At 62.8% G+C, this 15207-nt stretch carries 16 protein-coding genes; 10 read left to right on the forward strand and 6 right to left on the reverse strand.

The features are described from left to right. Window positions 1-41: 41 nt before the first annotated feature. A complete protein-coding gene (gene ubiB / locus AC070A_RS10700) occupies window positions 42-1616 on the reverse strand; it encodes a 2-polyprenylphenol 6-hydroxylase (RefSeq protein ID WP_057247973.1) in 1575 nt (524 codons plus the stop codon). Window positions 1617-1621: 5 nt separating this feature from the next. Further along, complete coding sequence (gene ubiE / locus AC070A_RS10705; protein ID WP_057247974.1) at window positions 1622-2398, reverse strand: bifunctional demethylmenaquinone methyltransferase/2-methoxy-6-polyprenyl-1,4-benzoquinol methylase UbiE; 777 nt, start codon at window positions 2396-2398, stop codon at window positions 1622-1624. A 173-nt stretch (window positions 2399-2571) separates the two neighbouring features. On the opposite strand from ubiE, the gene mutM reads away from it, so the two are divergent. The 4 genes from mutM to dnaA all read left to right on the forward strand — a co-directional run bounded on the left by mutM (window position 2572) and on the right by dnaA (window position 7342). Beyond that, window positions 2572-3462, forward strand: coding sequence for a bifunctional DNA-formamidopyrimidine glycosylase/DNA-(apurinic or apyrimidinic site) lyase (mutM, locus tag AC070A_RS10710; protein ID WP_057247975.1), 891 nt, complete (start codon window positions 2572-2574; stop codon window positions 3460-3462). Window positions 3463-3513: 51 nt separating this feature from the next. Then, window positions 3514-4287 (forward strand): enoyl-CoA hydratase, encoded by a 774-nt coding sequence (locus tag AC070A_RS10715; protein ID WP_057247976.1) that lies wholly within the window; start codon window positions 3514-3516, stop codon window positions 4285-4287. Between the two features lie 301 nt (window positions 4288-4588). Next, the gene (rpsT, locus tag AC070A_RS10720) at window positions 4589-4855 is read left to right on the forward strand and encodes a 30S ribosomal protein S20 (protein ID WP_034797494.1); all 267 of its coding nucleotides are present in this window, start codon (window positions 4589-4591) and stop codon (window positions 4853-4855) included. Window positions 4856-5896: 1041 nt separating this feature from the next. Beyond that, complete coding sequence (gene dnaA / locus AC070A_RS10725) at window positions 5897-7342, forward strand: chromosomal replication initiator protein DnaA (RefSeq protein ID WP_057248246.1); 1446 nt, start codon at window positions 5897-5899, stop codon at window positions 7340-7342. A gap of 57 nt (window positions 7343-7399) precedes the next feature. On the opposite strand, the gene gcvA is transcribed toward dnaA, so the two are convergent. After that, window positions 7400-8344, reverse strand: a complete 945-nt coding sequence (gene gcvA, locus AC070A_RS10730) for a transcriptional regulator GcvA (protein ID WP_057247977.1) — start codon at window positions 8342-8344, stop codon at window positions 7400-7402. A 161-nt stretch (window positions 8345-8505) separates the two neighbouring features. Between gcvA and AC070A_RS10735 the strand changes: the two genes are divergently transcribed. From AC070A_RS10735 to AC070A_RS10760, 6 genes are all read left to right on the forward strand, one after another. After that, window positions 8506-9438, forward strand: coding sequence for a DMT family transporter (locus AC070A_RS10735; protein WP_057248247.1), 933 nt, complete (start codon window positions 8506-8508; stop codon window positions 9436-9438). Between the two features lie 122 nt (window positions 9439-9560). Beyond that, entirely contained in the window at window positions 9561-9935 is a 375-nt protein-coding gene (locus AC070A_RS10740) for a YciI family protein (RefSeq protein ID WP_057247978.1), read from the forward strand. Then, the gene (locus AC070A_RS10745) at window positions 9932-11206 is read left to right on the forward strand and encodes an RNA polymerase sigma factor (protein WP_058323675.1); all 1275 of its coding nucleotides are present in this window, start codon (window positions 9932-9934) and stop codon (window positions 11204-11206) included. Before AC070A_RS10740 ends, AC070A_RS10745 begins: the two co-directional genes overlap by 4 nt. A gap of 79 nt (window positions 11207-11285) precedes the next feature. Then, window positions 11286-11699 carry a DoxX family protein gene (locus AC070A_RS10750; RefSeq protein WP_244495504.1) on the forward strand — a complete coding sequence of 138 codons (414 nt, stop codon included), beginning with the start codon at window positions 11286-11288 and terminating at the stop codon, window positions 11697-11699. Between the two features lie 35 nt (window positions 11700-11734). Further along, window positions 11735-12100, forward strand: coding sequence for a DUF1801 domain-containing protein (locus AC070A_RS10755; protein ID WP_057247980.1), 366 nt, complete (start codon window positions 11735-11737; stop codon window positions 12098-12100). Between the two features lie 113 nt (window positions 12101-12213). After that, window positions 12214-12828, forward strand: a complete 615-nt coding sequence (locus AC070A_RS10760; protein ID WP_058323673.1) for a glutathione S-transferase family protein — start codon at window positions 12214-12216, stop codon at window positions 12826-12828. Between the two features lie 30 nt (window positions 12829-12858). Here AC070A_RS10760 and hemW read toward each other — a convergent pair whose 3' ends face one another. The 3 genes from hemW to AC070A_RS10775 form a co-directional block, all read right to left on the reverse strand. Then, window positions 12859-14043, reverse strand: a complete 1185-nt coding sequence (gene hemW / locus AC070A_RS10765) for a radical SAM family heme chaperone HemW (RefSeq protein ID WP_057247982.1) — start codon at window positions 14041-14043, stop codon at window positions 12859-12861. Between the two features lie 82 nt (window positions 14044-14125). Further along, complete coding sequence (rdgB, locus tag AC070A_RS10770; RefSeq protein WP_057247983.1) at window positions 14126-14770, reverse strand: RdgB/HAM1 family non-canonical purine NTP pyrophosphatase; 645 nt, start codon at window positions 14768-14770, stop codon at window positions 14126-14128. A gap of 17 nt (window positions 14771-14787) precedes the next feature. Next, on the reverse strand, window positions 14788-15207 hold the full coding sequence (locus tag AC070A_RS10775; protein ID WP_057247984.1) for a VOC family protein: 420 nt from the start codon (window positions 15205-15207) through the stop codon (window positions 14788-14790).

Here is a 15207-nt window from a genome sequence, read left to right on the forward strand (position 1 = left end):
GGCAAGTCCGCAGAACGCGCAGAACGCTCTGCGCGCCGCGATCAGGTGACCTGCCAGGCGATATAGACGAGCGTGGCGGCGATCAGCCAGAGGGCGACGCGGCCTGAACGGGTATGCCGGGCCTCCGCCTTGCCGATCGCGTGCGCCGTCTCGGCGTCGAAGCGCAGGCCGTTCTCGCTCATCGCCATGATCTCGCTGGAGAATTTTTCCGTGCGGGCGGCGATCTCGGGGGCGGCCTCGGCGAGCCGGAGCGCCGCGTGCAGGCCGTCGCGCAGATCCGTGACGATGCGCTTCGGTCCGAGATTGTCGCGAATCCATTTGCCGACGACCGGTTCCGAAGCCTTCCACATGTTGAAGCGCGGATTGAGCGTGCGGGCCACACCTTCGACGACCACCATGGTCTTCTGCAGCATGACGAGCTCGGGGCGCGTCTGCATGTCGAAGAGTTCAGTGACCTCGAAGAGCAGCGTCAAGAGCTTCGCCATCGAAATGGTTTCGGCCGGCTGGCCGTGGATCGGCTCGCCGATCGCGCGGATCGCCTGGGCGAAGCTCGCGGCGTCGTGATGCGAAGGCACATAGCCCGCCTCGAAGTGCACGTCGGCGACGCGCTGGTAGTCACGGGTAATGAAGCCGAAGAGGATTTCCGCCAGGAACCGGCGCTCTTTCTTGCCGAGACGGCCGACGATGCCCATGTCGACGGCGACGATATGGCCGGCATCGTCGACGAAGAGATTGCCCTGGTGCATGTCGGCATGGAAGAAGCCGTCGCGCAGCGTGTGGCGCAGGAAGGACTGAATAAGCGTCTCGGCAAGCTCGTTGAGGTCGTGTCCGGCGGCCTGCAACCCCTCGATATCCGACATCTTGACGCCGTCGATCCATTCCATCGTGACGACGTCGCGCCCGGTCCGTTCCCAATCGACTTTCGGCACGCGGAAGCCGGAATCGTCCTTGGTGTTTTCGCCAAGCTCGGAAAGGGCGGCGGCCTCCAGACGAAGGTCCATTTCGATCTTCGTCGTCTGCTCCAGAGTCTTGGTGACCTCGACCGGCTTCAGCCGGCGCGTATAGGGCAGGAACCGTTCCTGCATATGGCTGACGAGATACATCGCCTCGATATCGGAGGCGAAACGCTGGCGCACGCCGGGGCGGATGACCTTGACGGCGACCTTTTCGGGCTTGCCGTCGCGAAGCACGATGGCCGGATGCACCTGCGCGATCGAGGCGGCCGCCATCGGTTCGGAGAGCTCGGCGTAGAGGTCCTCGACCTTGCGGCCGAGCGAACCTTCGATTGCGGCCTTCGCCTCGCTCTGCGGGAAGGTCGCCATGCTGTCCTGCAAGAGCGACAGGTCGGCCGCGAACTCTGCGCCGACGACATCCGGGCGCGTCGCCAGGAACTGACCGATCTTGACATAGGAGGGCCCGAGGCGGGCGACCGCGCGTGACAAGCGGTCGCTGCGTTCCTCGCCCGGCACCCTGCGGCGCGCCAGAAGTCCTGCCGCCTTCTGGGCGAAACGGGCAAACGACGGCAGATGCTCGGTTGGGACGGCTGAGACGACGCCTTCGCGCACGAGAACCCACCCGATCCGCGCAAGGCGGACATATGTTCCAGGCGTGCTCATCGGGTTCAGATTTTCCAGCCGGAATGCAGCGCTGCGATGCCGCCGGTGTAATTGGTGAAGGAGACGCGTGAGAAGCCGGCCTCCTTGATCATCGTCGCGAAGTTGCGCTGGTTCGGGAACTTGCGGATCGATTCCACCAGATACTGGTAGGGCGCCTCGTCGCCGGTGATCAGCTTGCCGAATTTCGGGATCGCGTTGAACGACCAGGCATCATAGAAGCGATCGAGCAGCGGCATCTCCACTTCGGAGAATTCCAGTACCAGCAGGCGACCGCCGCGCTTCAGCACCCGGTGCGCCTCTTTCAGCGCCACGTCGATGCGCGGCACGTTGCGAATGCCGAAGGCGATCGTATAGGCGTCGAAGGAATTGGCCTCGAAGGGCAGTTCCTCGGCATTGGCCTCGACGAATTCGAGATTGGCGGAAAGCTTCCTCTTCTCCGCCCGTTCGGCGCCGACGGCGAGCATCGAGCCGTTGATGTCGAGCACGGTCGCATGCGCCTTGCGGTCGGAGGCCTCGATGATGCGGAAGGCGATATCGCCGGTGCCGCCGGCAACGTCCAGAACCTTGTAGTCTTCGCGGCGCGGCGGGTTGAGGGCGGCGATCATCGCGTCCTTCCAGGCGCGGTGTAGGCCGGCCGACATCACGTCGTTCATGATGTCGTAGCGCTTCGCCACCTTATGGAAGACGTCGTTGACGAGCGGCTGCTTTTCGCCGGCGTCGACATTGCGGAAACCGAAGGATGTTTCCATGCCGCCATCGGCCGATACGCGCTGATCCGTCATACGAAGAACTCCACCTGAACCAATTTTTCCGGCACCATAGCGAAAAGGCCCCATCCGCGCTATCTCGTGGACGGGACCGCGCCTGCGGCATAGCGCACTCCCTATAGGATAAGAAGGCCGCCAAGGAAATGCCAACCACCGCATCCGGTGGCTGAGATCGTAGGAGTGCATTTATGCCGGAGTTGCCCGAGGTCGAAACCGTCAAGCGCGGCCTGGCGCCGACCATGGAGGGCGCGCGGATCGTCAATGCGGAATTGCGCCGTCCGGACCTGCGCTTCCCGTTTCCGGAGAATTTTTCTTCGACCGTTGCCGGCCAGCGCATTGTCTCGCTGTCACGGCGGGCGAAGTACCTGATGATCGATCTGGAAGCCGGCGACGTGATCATCGCCCATCTCGGTATGTCCGGTTCCTTCCGCATCGAGGCAGGGCCGGCTGCAGCGACGCCGGGCGAGTTTCACCATCCGCGCGGCAAGGACGAGAAGCACGATCACGTCATCTTTCATCTCGACGGCGCCGAAGGCCCGGTGCGGGTGATCTACAACGACCCGCGTCGTTTCGGTTTCATGGATCTTGCCCGCCGCGACACGGTGTCAAGCCACGCCTATTTTCGCGCGCTTGGCGAGGAGCCGACCGGAAACGCGCTCGATGCCGCCTATCTCGCTGTACGCTTTTCCGGCAAGGCGCAGCCGCTGAAGGCGGCCTTGCTCGATCAGAAGAACATCGCCGGTCTCGGCAATATCTATGTCTGCGAGGCGCTCTGGCGCTCGAGCCTGTCGCCGGTGAAGCCCGCGGGCGAACTCGTCGACAAGCGTGGCAAGCCCAAAGATGGCCTGGTGCGCCTGACGGACGCGATCCGCGAGGTGATTACCGATGCCATTGCGGCTGGCGGCTCGTCGCTGAAGGACCACATCCAGGCCGACGGCTCGCTCGGTTACTTCCAGCACTCCTTCTCCGTCTACGACCGCGAAGGAGAGGCTTGCCGCACGCAGGGCTGCAACGGTACGGTCGCCCGTATCGTGCAGGCGGGCCGGTCGACCTTCTATTGCCCGCATTGCCAGAAATGAACGTCGGGCTGTCCGCGGCCTGGCGTCGGAGATGAACCGGAGGAAACAGGAATGACCTACGAAACGCTGCTGGTCGAAACGCGCGGCCGCGTCGGCCTCGTGACGCTCAACCGTCCGCAGGCGCTGAATGCGCTGAATTCGACCGTCATGCGCGAGCTTGCCGCAGCGCTGAAGGCCTTCGATGCCGACAAGGAGATCGGCGCCGTCGTCGTCACCGGCTCGGAGAAGGCATTTGCAGCCGGCGCCGACATCAAGGAGATGCAGGCGCTCGATTTCGTCGACAGCTATCTTGGCGATTTCATTGGCGGCTGGGACCAGGTGGCTGCGGCCCGCAAGCCGGTGATCGCCGCTGTCTCTGGCTATGCGCTCGGCGGAGGCTGCGAGCTGGCGATGATGTGTGACTTCATCATCGCCTCCGAGACCGCGAAGTTCGGCCAGCCCGAAATCACCCTCGGCGTCATTCCCGGCATGGGTGGCTCGCAGCGCATAACGCGCGCCGTCGGCAAGGCGAAGGCGATGGACCTGGTTCTGACCGGCCGCATGATGGACGCGGCGGAGGCGGAACGCGCAGGACTCGTTTCGCGTGTGGTGGCGCCGGAGAAATTGATGGAGGAAGCGCTGGCTGCCGCAGAGAAGATCGCATCCTTCTCGCTGCCGGCGGTCATGATGGCGAAGGAGGCGGTGAACCGCTCTCTCGAGCTGACGCTCGCCGAAGGCCTTCGTTTCGAGCGGCGTCTCTTCCATTCGCTGTTTGCGACCGAAGACCAGAAAGAAGGCATGGCCGCCTTCGTCGCCAAGCGTAAGCCGGAGTTCAAACATCGCTAGAGCGGGATGAGGAATAGTGTTTACGGTTTTCCGCCCGCATCCCGCTCAAGCCTGTTAGAAACGATCACGTTTATGGTTTTGGGTCGATCAGACCCAAGACCATCGTGATCTAAGCCAGAGCACGGCGCAGATTCTAGAAAATGCGCGTTGACGGGGCGGCTGTTTCCCGCTATACGCCGCCCTCAGTTTGGAACGCCATTTTGGGCTTTCCGGAAATATTCCCGAATTGCTTTGATGACAGGTCGCAGTGACCCGGCACGGCGAGGGCGGAGTTCATGTCAGTTTTCGAAGAGAGGCACCAATGGCCAATACAACTTCGGCGAAAAAGGCGACCCGCAAGATCGCACGCCGCACCGCAGTGAACAAGGCCCGTCGTTCGCGCGTTCGCAACTTCATCCGCAAGGTCGAAGAAGCGATCGCTACCGGCGATCAGGCAGTTGCAGCCGCAGCGCTCAAGGCAGCTCAGCCCGAGCTGATGCGCGCAGCCACCAAGGGCGTCCTGCACGCCAACACTGCATCGCGCAAGGTTTCGCGCCTCGCGCAGCGCGTGAAGTCGCTTTCGGCCTAATCCGGCTAAGAAAAATCTGTTGACGAAAAGCCCGGCCCTTGCGCCGGGCTTTTCGGATTCATACTTCTGTCATCGCGATGGTTAATCCGACGGTATTACGTTGTGTCAATGCGATGACAAAATTTATGAAATAAATTCAATGACATACGGGAGGTCCTTATCAAAAGGATGTCTCTGGCCGGGGCTCTCCTGACCCCGTAATGAGTCAAGCGATTTTTTATTTTTTTTCTTTTTCGCCAGCTAAGCAAAGGGCGAAAAATCAAAACCCTTGATTCAAAAGCGATTCTTCACGGACTCGGAATGCGGCAAGCAAAAGGCAGGCTGAGAGTCAACGGTCAGTGCCTAAGGTTGCTTAAAAATCGCGATTGATCTTGCCCATCGATCCTGCCTAAATGCCCTCCACAGGGGACACGGACCACATCTGTAAAGGAAGCAGAAGACGCCATTTCGAAGAAATGGTTTCGATGTTTCTGTCCTTTGTATCAGGGCGGCTCCGCGTCGTTCAATCAGACAAGTCGAAGGTGAAAAAACCGGATGGTTCGTTCCACTCCGGGTGAGGAGTTTTCGTCCTATGGTTGTGTGGCGGGGCTTGGCTCGTGACGGCGGGTGCAAGCGGCGCCTGCCGGCAGACAAAGGTCCAACGCGCGGCTCATCGCTTCGTACGAGGGTGCGAAGAGCTGTTGACGAGGAGGAGGATCCGAGGCGGTGCGGAAGCGCACCGGAGGATTGTTGACAAGAGGCGCGAGGGGACATCTCCGGCCACAGGTGGGCTGGTGGATGCGCGTAGCGCGCAGCGAGGCGGGAGATGAGGAGCCCGGCGTCGACTGCGACTGTGACGTTCGGCGAGTGCGGCATGGCCTTTCGGGGCGCCGCGGGCGACGGACATACGAGATGACGCCGGCAGTGATGACGGCATCTGAACATGAACTGGAAGGCGGCAAAATGCAGATGAATTTGGTGACGGCGGGCGCACTTCAGAAAGAAGGAGACGCATTCCAAGCCGGAAGCAATCTATCTCAGGCGGCGGGGGAAAAAGTCGACATGAGGCACGACGCACTGTTCGAGCGAGTAAGTGCGCGTCTCAAGGCTCAGGTCGGTCCGGATGTCTTTGCGAGCTGGTTTGGGCGTCTGAAGCTCCATTCCGTATCCAAGAGCGTCGTGCGCCTCTCGGTGCCGACCACGTTCCTGAAGTCCTGGATCAACAATCGTTATCTCGATCTCATCACGTCGCTCTTCCAGCAGGAAGACGGCGAGATTCTGAAGGTCGAAATCCTGGTGCGCACCGCGACCCGTGGCGCCCGGCCGACGACACAGGAAGACGTGTTGCCGCAGGCGACCGAAGCGGCTCCAACCGCACCGGCGCGCCGTCCGGCAGCAGCCCAGCCGGTCGCAACCGTTGCCGCAGCGGCGATTGCGAGCGTACAGAGGCCTGTCCAGGCGCCGCTTTTCGGCTCGCCGCTCGACCAGCGCTATAATTTCGAAAGCTTCGTCGAGGGTTCCTCGAACCGCGTGGCGCTTGCCGCTGCCCGGACGATCGCGGAAGCCGGCGCCGGTGCCGTGCGGTTCAACCCGCTCTTCATCCATTCGAGCGTCGGTCTCGGCAAGACGCACCTCCTGCAGGCCATCGCCATCCAGGCGCTGCAGAGCGCGCGTGCACCGCGTGTCGTTTATCTGACGGCCGAATATTTCATGTGGCGTTTCGCCACCGCCATTCGCGACAACGATGCGCTGTCGCTCAAGGAGTCGCTGCGCAACATCGATCTGCTGATCATCGACGACATGCAGTTCCTGCAGGGTAAGTCGATCCAGCACGAGTTCTGCCATCTCTTGAACATGCTGCTCGACTCCGCCAAGCAGGTCGTCGTCGCCGCCGACCGCGCTCCGTGGGAACTGGAATCGCTCGACAGCCGCGTTCGCTCGCGTCTCCAGGGCGGTGTCGCCATCGAGATGGACGGCCCCGACTACGACATGCGCCTCGAAATGCTGAAGCGTCGGCTGGACGTCGCCCGCCAGGACGATGGATCGCTCGACATTCCCGGCGATATCCTGAGCCATGTCGCCCGCAATGTGACGGCGAGCGGCCGCGAGCTGGAAGGCGCGTTCAACCAGCTTCTGTTCCGTCGTTCCTTCGAGCCGCAGCTTTCGATCGAGCGCGTCGATGAACTGCTCGGCCACCTCGTCAATGCCGGCGAACCACGCCGCGTGAGGATCGAGGACATCCAGCGCGTCGTCGCCAAGCATTATAACGTCTCGCGCCAGGAGCTCGTCTCCAACCGTCGCACCCGCGTCATCGTCAAGCCGCGCCAGATCGCCATGTATCTGTCGAAGACGCTGACGCCGCGCTCCTTCCCGGAGATCGGCCGTCGCTTCGGCGGACGTGACCACACGACGGTGCTGCATGCCGTGCGCAAGATCGAAGAGCTGATTTCGGGCGATACCAAACTCAGCCACGAGATCGAGCTTCTGAAGCGTCTGATCAACGAATAGTCGCAGCTGACTGTTTCAAAGAAAAGGCCCGGTTTTCCGGGCCTTTTTTCGTTTGGGCTAACGCACCGCCTTCAACGTCGGTCGCTGAGACGGCCTGATCGGCTGGTCCTCGACGACCTGCGATGTGCGGGCCTCCGCGATGATCCAGCTGCGAAAGGCGACGACAGGCGGTCGGTCGAGAGCGGCCGGCGGATAGACGAGGTGATAGGCAAGGCCGGTCATCACTCCCTCCGGGAAGGGGGCAACCAGCAGGCCTTCCGCAAGCTCCCGCGCCACGAGCGACAGGCGCACCAGGGCGACCCCGTCGCCGGCCTTGGCCGCCTCGATGGCGCCGTTGCTGTTGACGAAGACCGGCCCGCGCCCGGGATCCACCCCTTCGGCCCCTGCCGCATCCAGCCACAGCCGCCAGTCCTGGCGGTGCACGTCGTGCAACAGCGCATGGCGGGCGAGGTCGCTGGGCGTGTCGAGCGGCAGTTTGGCCCGAAGCGCCGGATGGATGACCGGAACCGGGTCGTCGTCGATCAGCCGTTCGCTGACCAGACCGTCATACCGGCCGAGCCCATGCCGGATGGCGACGTCGACGCCGTCACTGTTAAAATCCGTCAGCCGGTTCGTGGTGCTGATGCGGACGTCGATGCCAGGCACCTTCTGTTCGAAGGCGCCGATGCGCGGCACCAGCCATTGCGCGGCGAAGGTCGGCGTGCAGCTCACCGTCAGCACCGGCGCACGTTTGCGCGCCGTCAGCTCCTCGGTTGCCTCCCGCATCATGCGGAAGGCACGTCGGAGCGTTGCGAAATAGAGGCTGCCGTCTTCCGTCAGAACCAGTTGCCTGGGCCTTCGTTCGAAGAGCGTTACACCCAGCGTCTGCTCCAGCTCCCGCACCTGCAGGCTGACGGCGCCCGGCGTGACGTTGAGTTCGTGCGCGGCCTTGGTGACGCTTGAATGACGCGCCGTCGCCTCGAAGGCGCGAAGCGATGCAAGGGAGGGAAGGGATGTGGTCATGGTTTAACCAAACTCAATCATCCAGCGAGAAATGATCGTTTGTCCGAAGCGTAATATGCTGAGAATAATGGCATAAATTCACGACGGTCAACACCGTTTCGATTTAGTCAGATAAACAAATGAGGGTTTTCGCGATGGTGCAGCCGGTTCAGGCCAAGGTCATGGGAGCGCGGGAATGGGGCATGTTGATCATGCTCTCTCTCCTCTGGGGCGGCTCCTTCTTCTTCATCGGTATCGCCGTCAAGGCGCTGCCGCCATTTACGATCGTGGCGCTGAGGGTCAGCCTCGCGGCGGTCGCACTGCTCGTTTTCCTGCGCCTTGCGGGACTGTCGATGCCGCGGGACCCGCGTGTGTGGCTGGCGTTCTTCGGCATGGGGCTGCTCAACAATCTCATCCCCTTTTCGCTCATCGTCTGGGGGCAGACGCATATCGCCAGCGGCCTCGCCTCGATCCTCAACGCCACCACGCCGCTTTTCGGCGTGATCGTCGCGCATCTGCTGACCGATGACGAGAAGCTGACCGTCAACCGCTTCGCCGGCGTGGTCGTCGGTTTCCTGGGCGTTGCCATGATGATTGGTCCGGCGGCACTCGGCGGGCTCGGCTCGAACCTTGTTGCTCAGCTTGCCGTTCTCGGTGCGGCGCTCTCCTATTCGCTCGCCGGTGTCTTTGCCCGCCGCTTCAAGCGCATGGGCGTGGCACCGATCGTGACGGCCACCGGCCAGGTCTCTGCTGCCAGCATCATGCTGGTGCCGCTGTCGCTGCTCGTCGATCATCCCTGGACGCTTACGATGCCCGGCCTCGACGTCTGGGCCGCAATCGTCGGCATTGCTCTGGTCTCCACGGCGCTCGCTTATGTCCTGTTCTTCCGCATCCTGGAAACGGCTGGAGTCACCAACCTGATGCTCGTCACCTTCCTGATCCCGGTCAGCGCCATTCTGCTTGGCGCGACGTTCCTGGGCGAGACGCTGGAGCCCAAGCACTTTCTCGGCATGGCGCTGATTGCAGCGGGTCTGGCAGCAATCGACGGGCGACTTCTTCGCCTCTTTTCTCGGCCGGCCGTCGACCCCAAGTTAGAGTGCCGCGAGAACGTCTGAGCGTTCCCTTCTTACACGCATTGCGGGCCGGTGGGCGAAAGCACCACCGGCCCTGTTTTTTTCAGCTGGGTTGTCGGCTATTCCTTGCCGCCACCGTCTTTGTTTCAGGAGCAGGAGTTCCGATGCTTTACGCCGTGTTTTGCTACAACAACGAAAATGTCACCAGTGAGTGGAGCAAGGAGCAGGATGATAAGGTCATGCGTGACTTGGCGGCCGTACAGAGCAAATATGCTGAAGCCGGAAAACTTGGGCCGGTGGCCCGCCTGATGCCAACGACAACGGCGACGACGCTTCGGCACACTCACAGCGAGACGATCGTCACCGACGGCCCTTTCGCCGAAACCAAGGAACAGTTGCTCGGCTTCTATGTCGTCGACTGCGCGTCTATGGACGAAGCACTCGAATTTGCTCGTGATCTGAGTTCTGCCAACCCGGCGGCCGGCTCCTACGAAATCCGACCCCTTGCCATCTACAAACCCAGTGAGCTTGCTTCATGACAGACACAGCCTGGATAGACCTCGCACTCGTTTCAGCCCGGCCGCAGGCAGTGGGCGCATTGCTGCGCTATTTCCGTAATCTCGATACGGCCGAGGAAGCGTTCCAGGAGGCTTGCATCCGGGCTTTGAAGACCTGGCCGAAGAGTGGCCCGCCGCGCGATCCTGCGGCGTGGCTGATCTTCGTCGGCCGCAACAGCGGCATCGACAAGGTCCGGCGCCAGTCCCGCGAGACGGCGCTGCCACCGGAGGAAATGCTCTCCGATCTCGAGGATCAGGAGAGCAATCTCGCCGACCGGCTGGATGGCTCGCAATATCGCGACGACATTCTTCGGCTGCTGTTCGTCTGCAGCAACCCGGCTCTGCCGGCAACCCAGCAGATCGCGCTGGCTCTGCGCATCGTCTCGGGCCTTTCGGTCAAGCAGATTGCCCGCGCCTTTCTCGTCAGCGAAGCGGCGATGGAGCAGCGCATCACCCGCGCCAAGTCCCGCGTCGCGGCGGCCGGCCTTGCTTTCGAAACGCCCGATGTTGCCGATCGTGCCGACCGGCTCGCCGCCGTCGCAACGATGATCTATCTCGTCTTCAACGAAGGCTATTCGGCGATGAACGGCCCGGAAAGCGTCTCGGCCGATCTCTGCGAGGAGGCGATCCGGCTCGGGCGTCTGCTGCTGGAGCTTTTTCCCGCGGAACCGGAGATCATGGGGCTGACGGCGCTGATGATGATACAGCATTCCCGCGCGCGCGCCCGTTTCGATGCCGATGGCGCCGTCATCCTGCTCGAAGACCAGGATCGCGGATTGTGGAACCGCCCACTGATTGATGAGGCGCTGGCGCTGATCGACAGGGCGATGCGCCACCGCCAGCCCGGCGCCTATCAGATCCAGGCCGCGATCGCTGCCCTGCATGCGCGGGCGGAACGCCCTGAAGACACCGACTGGGCGCAGATCGACCTGCTGTACCAAGCGCTCGAACGGCTGCAGCCCTCGCCGGTGATTACCCTCAACCGGGCCGTTGCCGTCTCGAAGCGTGACGGTCCGGAGGCGGCACTCGCCATGATCGAGCCGCTGGCCGGCAAACTGTCTGGCTACTTCTATTTCCACGGCCTCAGCGGCCACCTCCTGAAGCAGCTCGGCAAGGTCCGCGAGGCACGCGTCGCTTTTGATCATGCCATCGCGCTTGCGACCAACGCCGCCGAATGCGCCTATATCCGCATGCAACTCGACAAGCTCGACGAGGAGCCGGGCGTCGAAGACGCCGTCGTCAAAAAAAGATGAAAAAGCCACGAGGCGGCTGTCGGGGCGGGCCGCCTTGCTTCGTCCTTGGACTGAAAACGAGATCCAAGGAGAAATCCCAGTGAATACCAGCCTTGCCATTTCCGCCCCGACTGCCAAATCCGTCATCCTCGGCCGCGTCCTCAGTGGCGTGCTCGTCGCCTTCCTGGTCTTCGATGCCGTCATCAAGCTCGTGCCGCTTCAGGTCGTTACCGAAACCATCTTGGCGCTTGGTTACTCGGCAGATCAAAACCTGGCGCGTCTGCTCGGGGTGCTCACGCTGCTCTGCACCGTGCTCTACGTGATCCCGCGGACCTCGATCCTCGGCGCCATTCTGCTGACCGGTTATCTCGGCGGCGCCATGGCGACGCATCTTCGGGCCGGCAGTCCACTCTTCAGCCATCTGTTCTTCGGTTTCTACCTGGGCGTCATCGCCTGGGGCGGCCTGTGGCTCCGAGATTCGCGCCTGCGCAGCCTGATCCCATTCAAGAACTGAAAACTGCCTTCCAACCGAACAAGTGAAAGTCGATCATGACCAGGACTGTCGAAGATTACATTGCCGGCCTTTCCGGGGTTCCGGGAGACGTGGCAAAACGTCTGCACGCAGCGCTCATTGCCGCAGGCGGGCTCACCGATATCGTGAAGTGGGGCCACCCCATCTACGAGGCCGGCGGCGCAGTCTGCCTCCTGAAGGGAGCAAAGGATCACGTGACCTTCGGCTTCTGGCGTGGGGCGGAGATGCTCGATCTCGATCCGCGCCTGGAAAAGGGCGGCGGCAAGGGTGACATGGCCTATATCCGCCTGCGCGCCACGGACGACGTCGACGACGCCCATGTGGCCCGCTTGGTCGCAAAGGGCATTGAACTCAACCGGCTGAAAGGCGATCCGATGAAGTAGCGGTTCGCGAAACAAACTTGCAGCGCTGCCGGTAAAACAGAGCGCCTTTATCGGCTGCGATGCAATATCTCTTCACGGGAACAGGCATTCACGCCAGATCCCGCGAGGCAAACATGATCCTCTACTATCAGACCCACTCCCCCTTCGCCCGCAAGGCGCTCGTCTTCGCCCACGAGGCCGGTCTCGCCGAACGGCTGAAGGTCATCCACCACGAGACCAGCCCGACTCGGCGCAACGACGAAGTCTATGCCGAAAACCCGCTTGGCAAGGTGCCGGTGCTGTTGCGCGAGGGGCAGGAACCGATCTTCGACAGCGACGTCATCTGCGCCTATCTCGACACGCTGCAGGATGGACGCAAGCTGATCCCGGAAAGCGGCGAACCGCGCTGGCGGGCGCTGCGCATGCAGTCTGTGGCGCAGGTCCTCGCCCAGACCGGCATCGGTCTTCGCTGGGAATGGGAGCGTCGGCCGGAGCACTTGCGTTTTCCGGAACTCGCCAAGGGGTATGAAGAGAAGATCGAGGAGACCTACGATTGGCTGGAGCGCACGCTGGAGCCCGAGGCGGCCGTTGATATCGGCCAGATCGCGCTGGCGACGGCGCTCTCCTGGATGGCATTTCGCAACCTGCCATCGTTCCGTAACCGCCCGACGCTGACACGCTGGTTTGACGTGTTCGAGGAGCGCGCCTCGATGCGGGCGACACCGCTCTCCGGTGAAACGTTCGATTGAGTCTGTAGCCGGCGAAGACCGCCTGCTGCCTCAGGGGCAAGCGAGGTCGGCCACCACGGCGTCGAGGATCAGCATTCCGGCCGGCGTGCAGCGCAGGCGCGAATTGCCGAGCCGCTCGATGAAGCCGTTGTCGATCAGGAACTGTTCGCGCTCCGGGTCCGGATCGCGGCCGGAAAGGGTCTGCCAGCGGGCAAGGTCGACACCTTCCTTGAGGCGCAGGCCCATTAGCAGCAGTTCATCCGACTGCGCTTCGAGGTCGAGCGCCTCGCGTTCGACCATGCCGTGGCCGTAGGTCTCGACGAGGCGCAGCCATTCCTCGGGCTTGCGTTCGGTGGCCGTCGCGACCTTGCCGCCGCCGATGCCGAGGCGCCCGTGTGCGCCGGGGCCAATACCCGCATAGTCGCCATAGCGCCAGTAGGTCAGGTTGTGCCGGCTTTCAGCACCCGGACGGGCGTGGTTGGAGACCTCGTAGGCCGGCATGCCGATCGATGCCGTGATCGCCTGCGTTGCCTCGTAGAGCACGGCCGATTGTTCGCCGTCCGGAACGATGAGCTTTCCGGCCTTGTGCAGGCCGTAGAAGGGCGTGCCCTCTTCGATTGTCAGCTGGTAGAGCGACAGGTGATCGACCGCGTAGGAGACGGCCTCCTTCAACTCGCGCTCCCACTCTTCGACCGTCTGGTTCGGGCGGGCATAGATCAGGTCGAAGGACATGCGCGGGAAGATCTCGCGCGCCAGCCGGATCGCCTTCAGCGCGTCTTCGACATTGTGCAGCCGCCCCAGGAATTTGAGGTCGCGGTCGTTCAGCGCCTGGACGCCGAGCGAGACGCGGTTGACGCCAGCAGCACGATAGCCGTGGAAGCGCGTCGCCTCGACACTCGAAGGGTTGGCTTCCATGGTGATCTCGATGCCGTCGGGCACGTGCCAATGGCGAGCGATACCCTGGAGGATCGCGTCCACCGTCGAGGGCTCCATCAGCGACGGCGTGCCGCCGCCCATGAAGATGCTGGTGACGGTGCGCGGACCTGAGAGCTCACGCACCTCTTCCATCTCCTTCAGGAAAGCGGCAACGAAACGCGGCTGGTCCACGGGCTGGTGGCGCACATGGCTGTTGAAGTCGCAATAGGGGCATTTGGCCGCGCAGAACGGCCAGTGTACATAGACCCCGAAACCGGGGTCCATGCCGTCACCAATCGCCGATAGCGTGGCCGTCTGCATCGTTGCGTCTCTCATGGTCACTTTCAGTAGGGAGCGGGATGCGGGCGGGAAACCGCACACACTTTTCCTCATCCCGCTCAGATCAGGCTCCGAGGCAGGTCTCGGCAAAAATCTTGAAGGCGCGGGCGCGGTGCGACAGGGCCTGCGCATCGCCCGGCTTCCAACCGTGTTTCTCGTCGGCGCTCATTTCGCCGAAAGTGGTCTCGTAGCCCTTCGGCTGGAAGACCGGATCGTAGCCAAAACCCTGGCTGCCGCGCGGCGGCCAGACCACGAAGCCTTCGACCTCGCCACGGAAGAGCTCGACATGGCCGTCCGGCCAGGCAAGGCAGAGCACCGAGACGAAGCGGGCGGCGCGCTCGGAGGGCGTCGTTGCGCCCTTTTCCTGCAGTGCGTTTTCGACCTTCTCCATCGCCATGGCGAAATCACGGCTGCCGTCCTCGCGCTCGGCCCAGTTGGCGGTATAGACGCCGGGCGCGCCGTCGAGTGCGTCGATTGAAAGACCGGAATCGTCCGAAAGCGCCGGCAGACCCGAGGCCTTGGCGGAGGCGAGCGCCTTGATGGTGGCGTTCTCCTCGAAGGTGGTGCCGGTTTCGTCGGGCTCGATGAAATTGAGGTCCGCCGCCGACTTCGCCTCGAAGCCGAGCGGGCCGATGAGATCGCGGATTTCGCGGATCTTGCCGGCATTGTGGCTGGCGACGATCAGCGTCTTGTTGTCGAGTTTGCGCATGGTATCTCGTTTCATATTCATTCGATGGACCAGAGGCCCGGCTCCGCACATTCAAGGCTGTTGCCGGCCGGATCGCGGAAGTAGAACGACCGCGCGCCGTTCGGCCAGCGCAGATCGCTTTCGATCTTGATACCGGCCGCTTCCAGTTTCGCTTTCCAGGCGTCGAGCGTCTCGGCGCGCACGCGAAAGCACATGTGTCCCCGGCCGGTCGTGCCATGCGGTGGCACCGGCAGGGCGGCGTCCGGCGCTGGCGGTTTCACCGTCTCGGCCGGATTGAAGATCAAAAGCACGCCTTGGCCGCAGCGGAAGAACACGTGCCGGTTTCCAGCGCGGGTGATCTTCTCAAGGCCGAGAACGCCGCCGTAGAAGGCCTCGGCGGCATCGAGATCGGTCGCGTAGAGCGCAGTCTCGAGTATGCCTTCCAGTGCCGGGGCCAT

It is taken from the genome of Ensifer sp. GW101-20A05 (assembly GCF_059424735.1).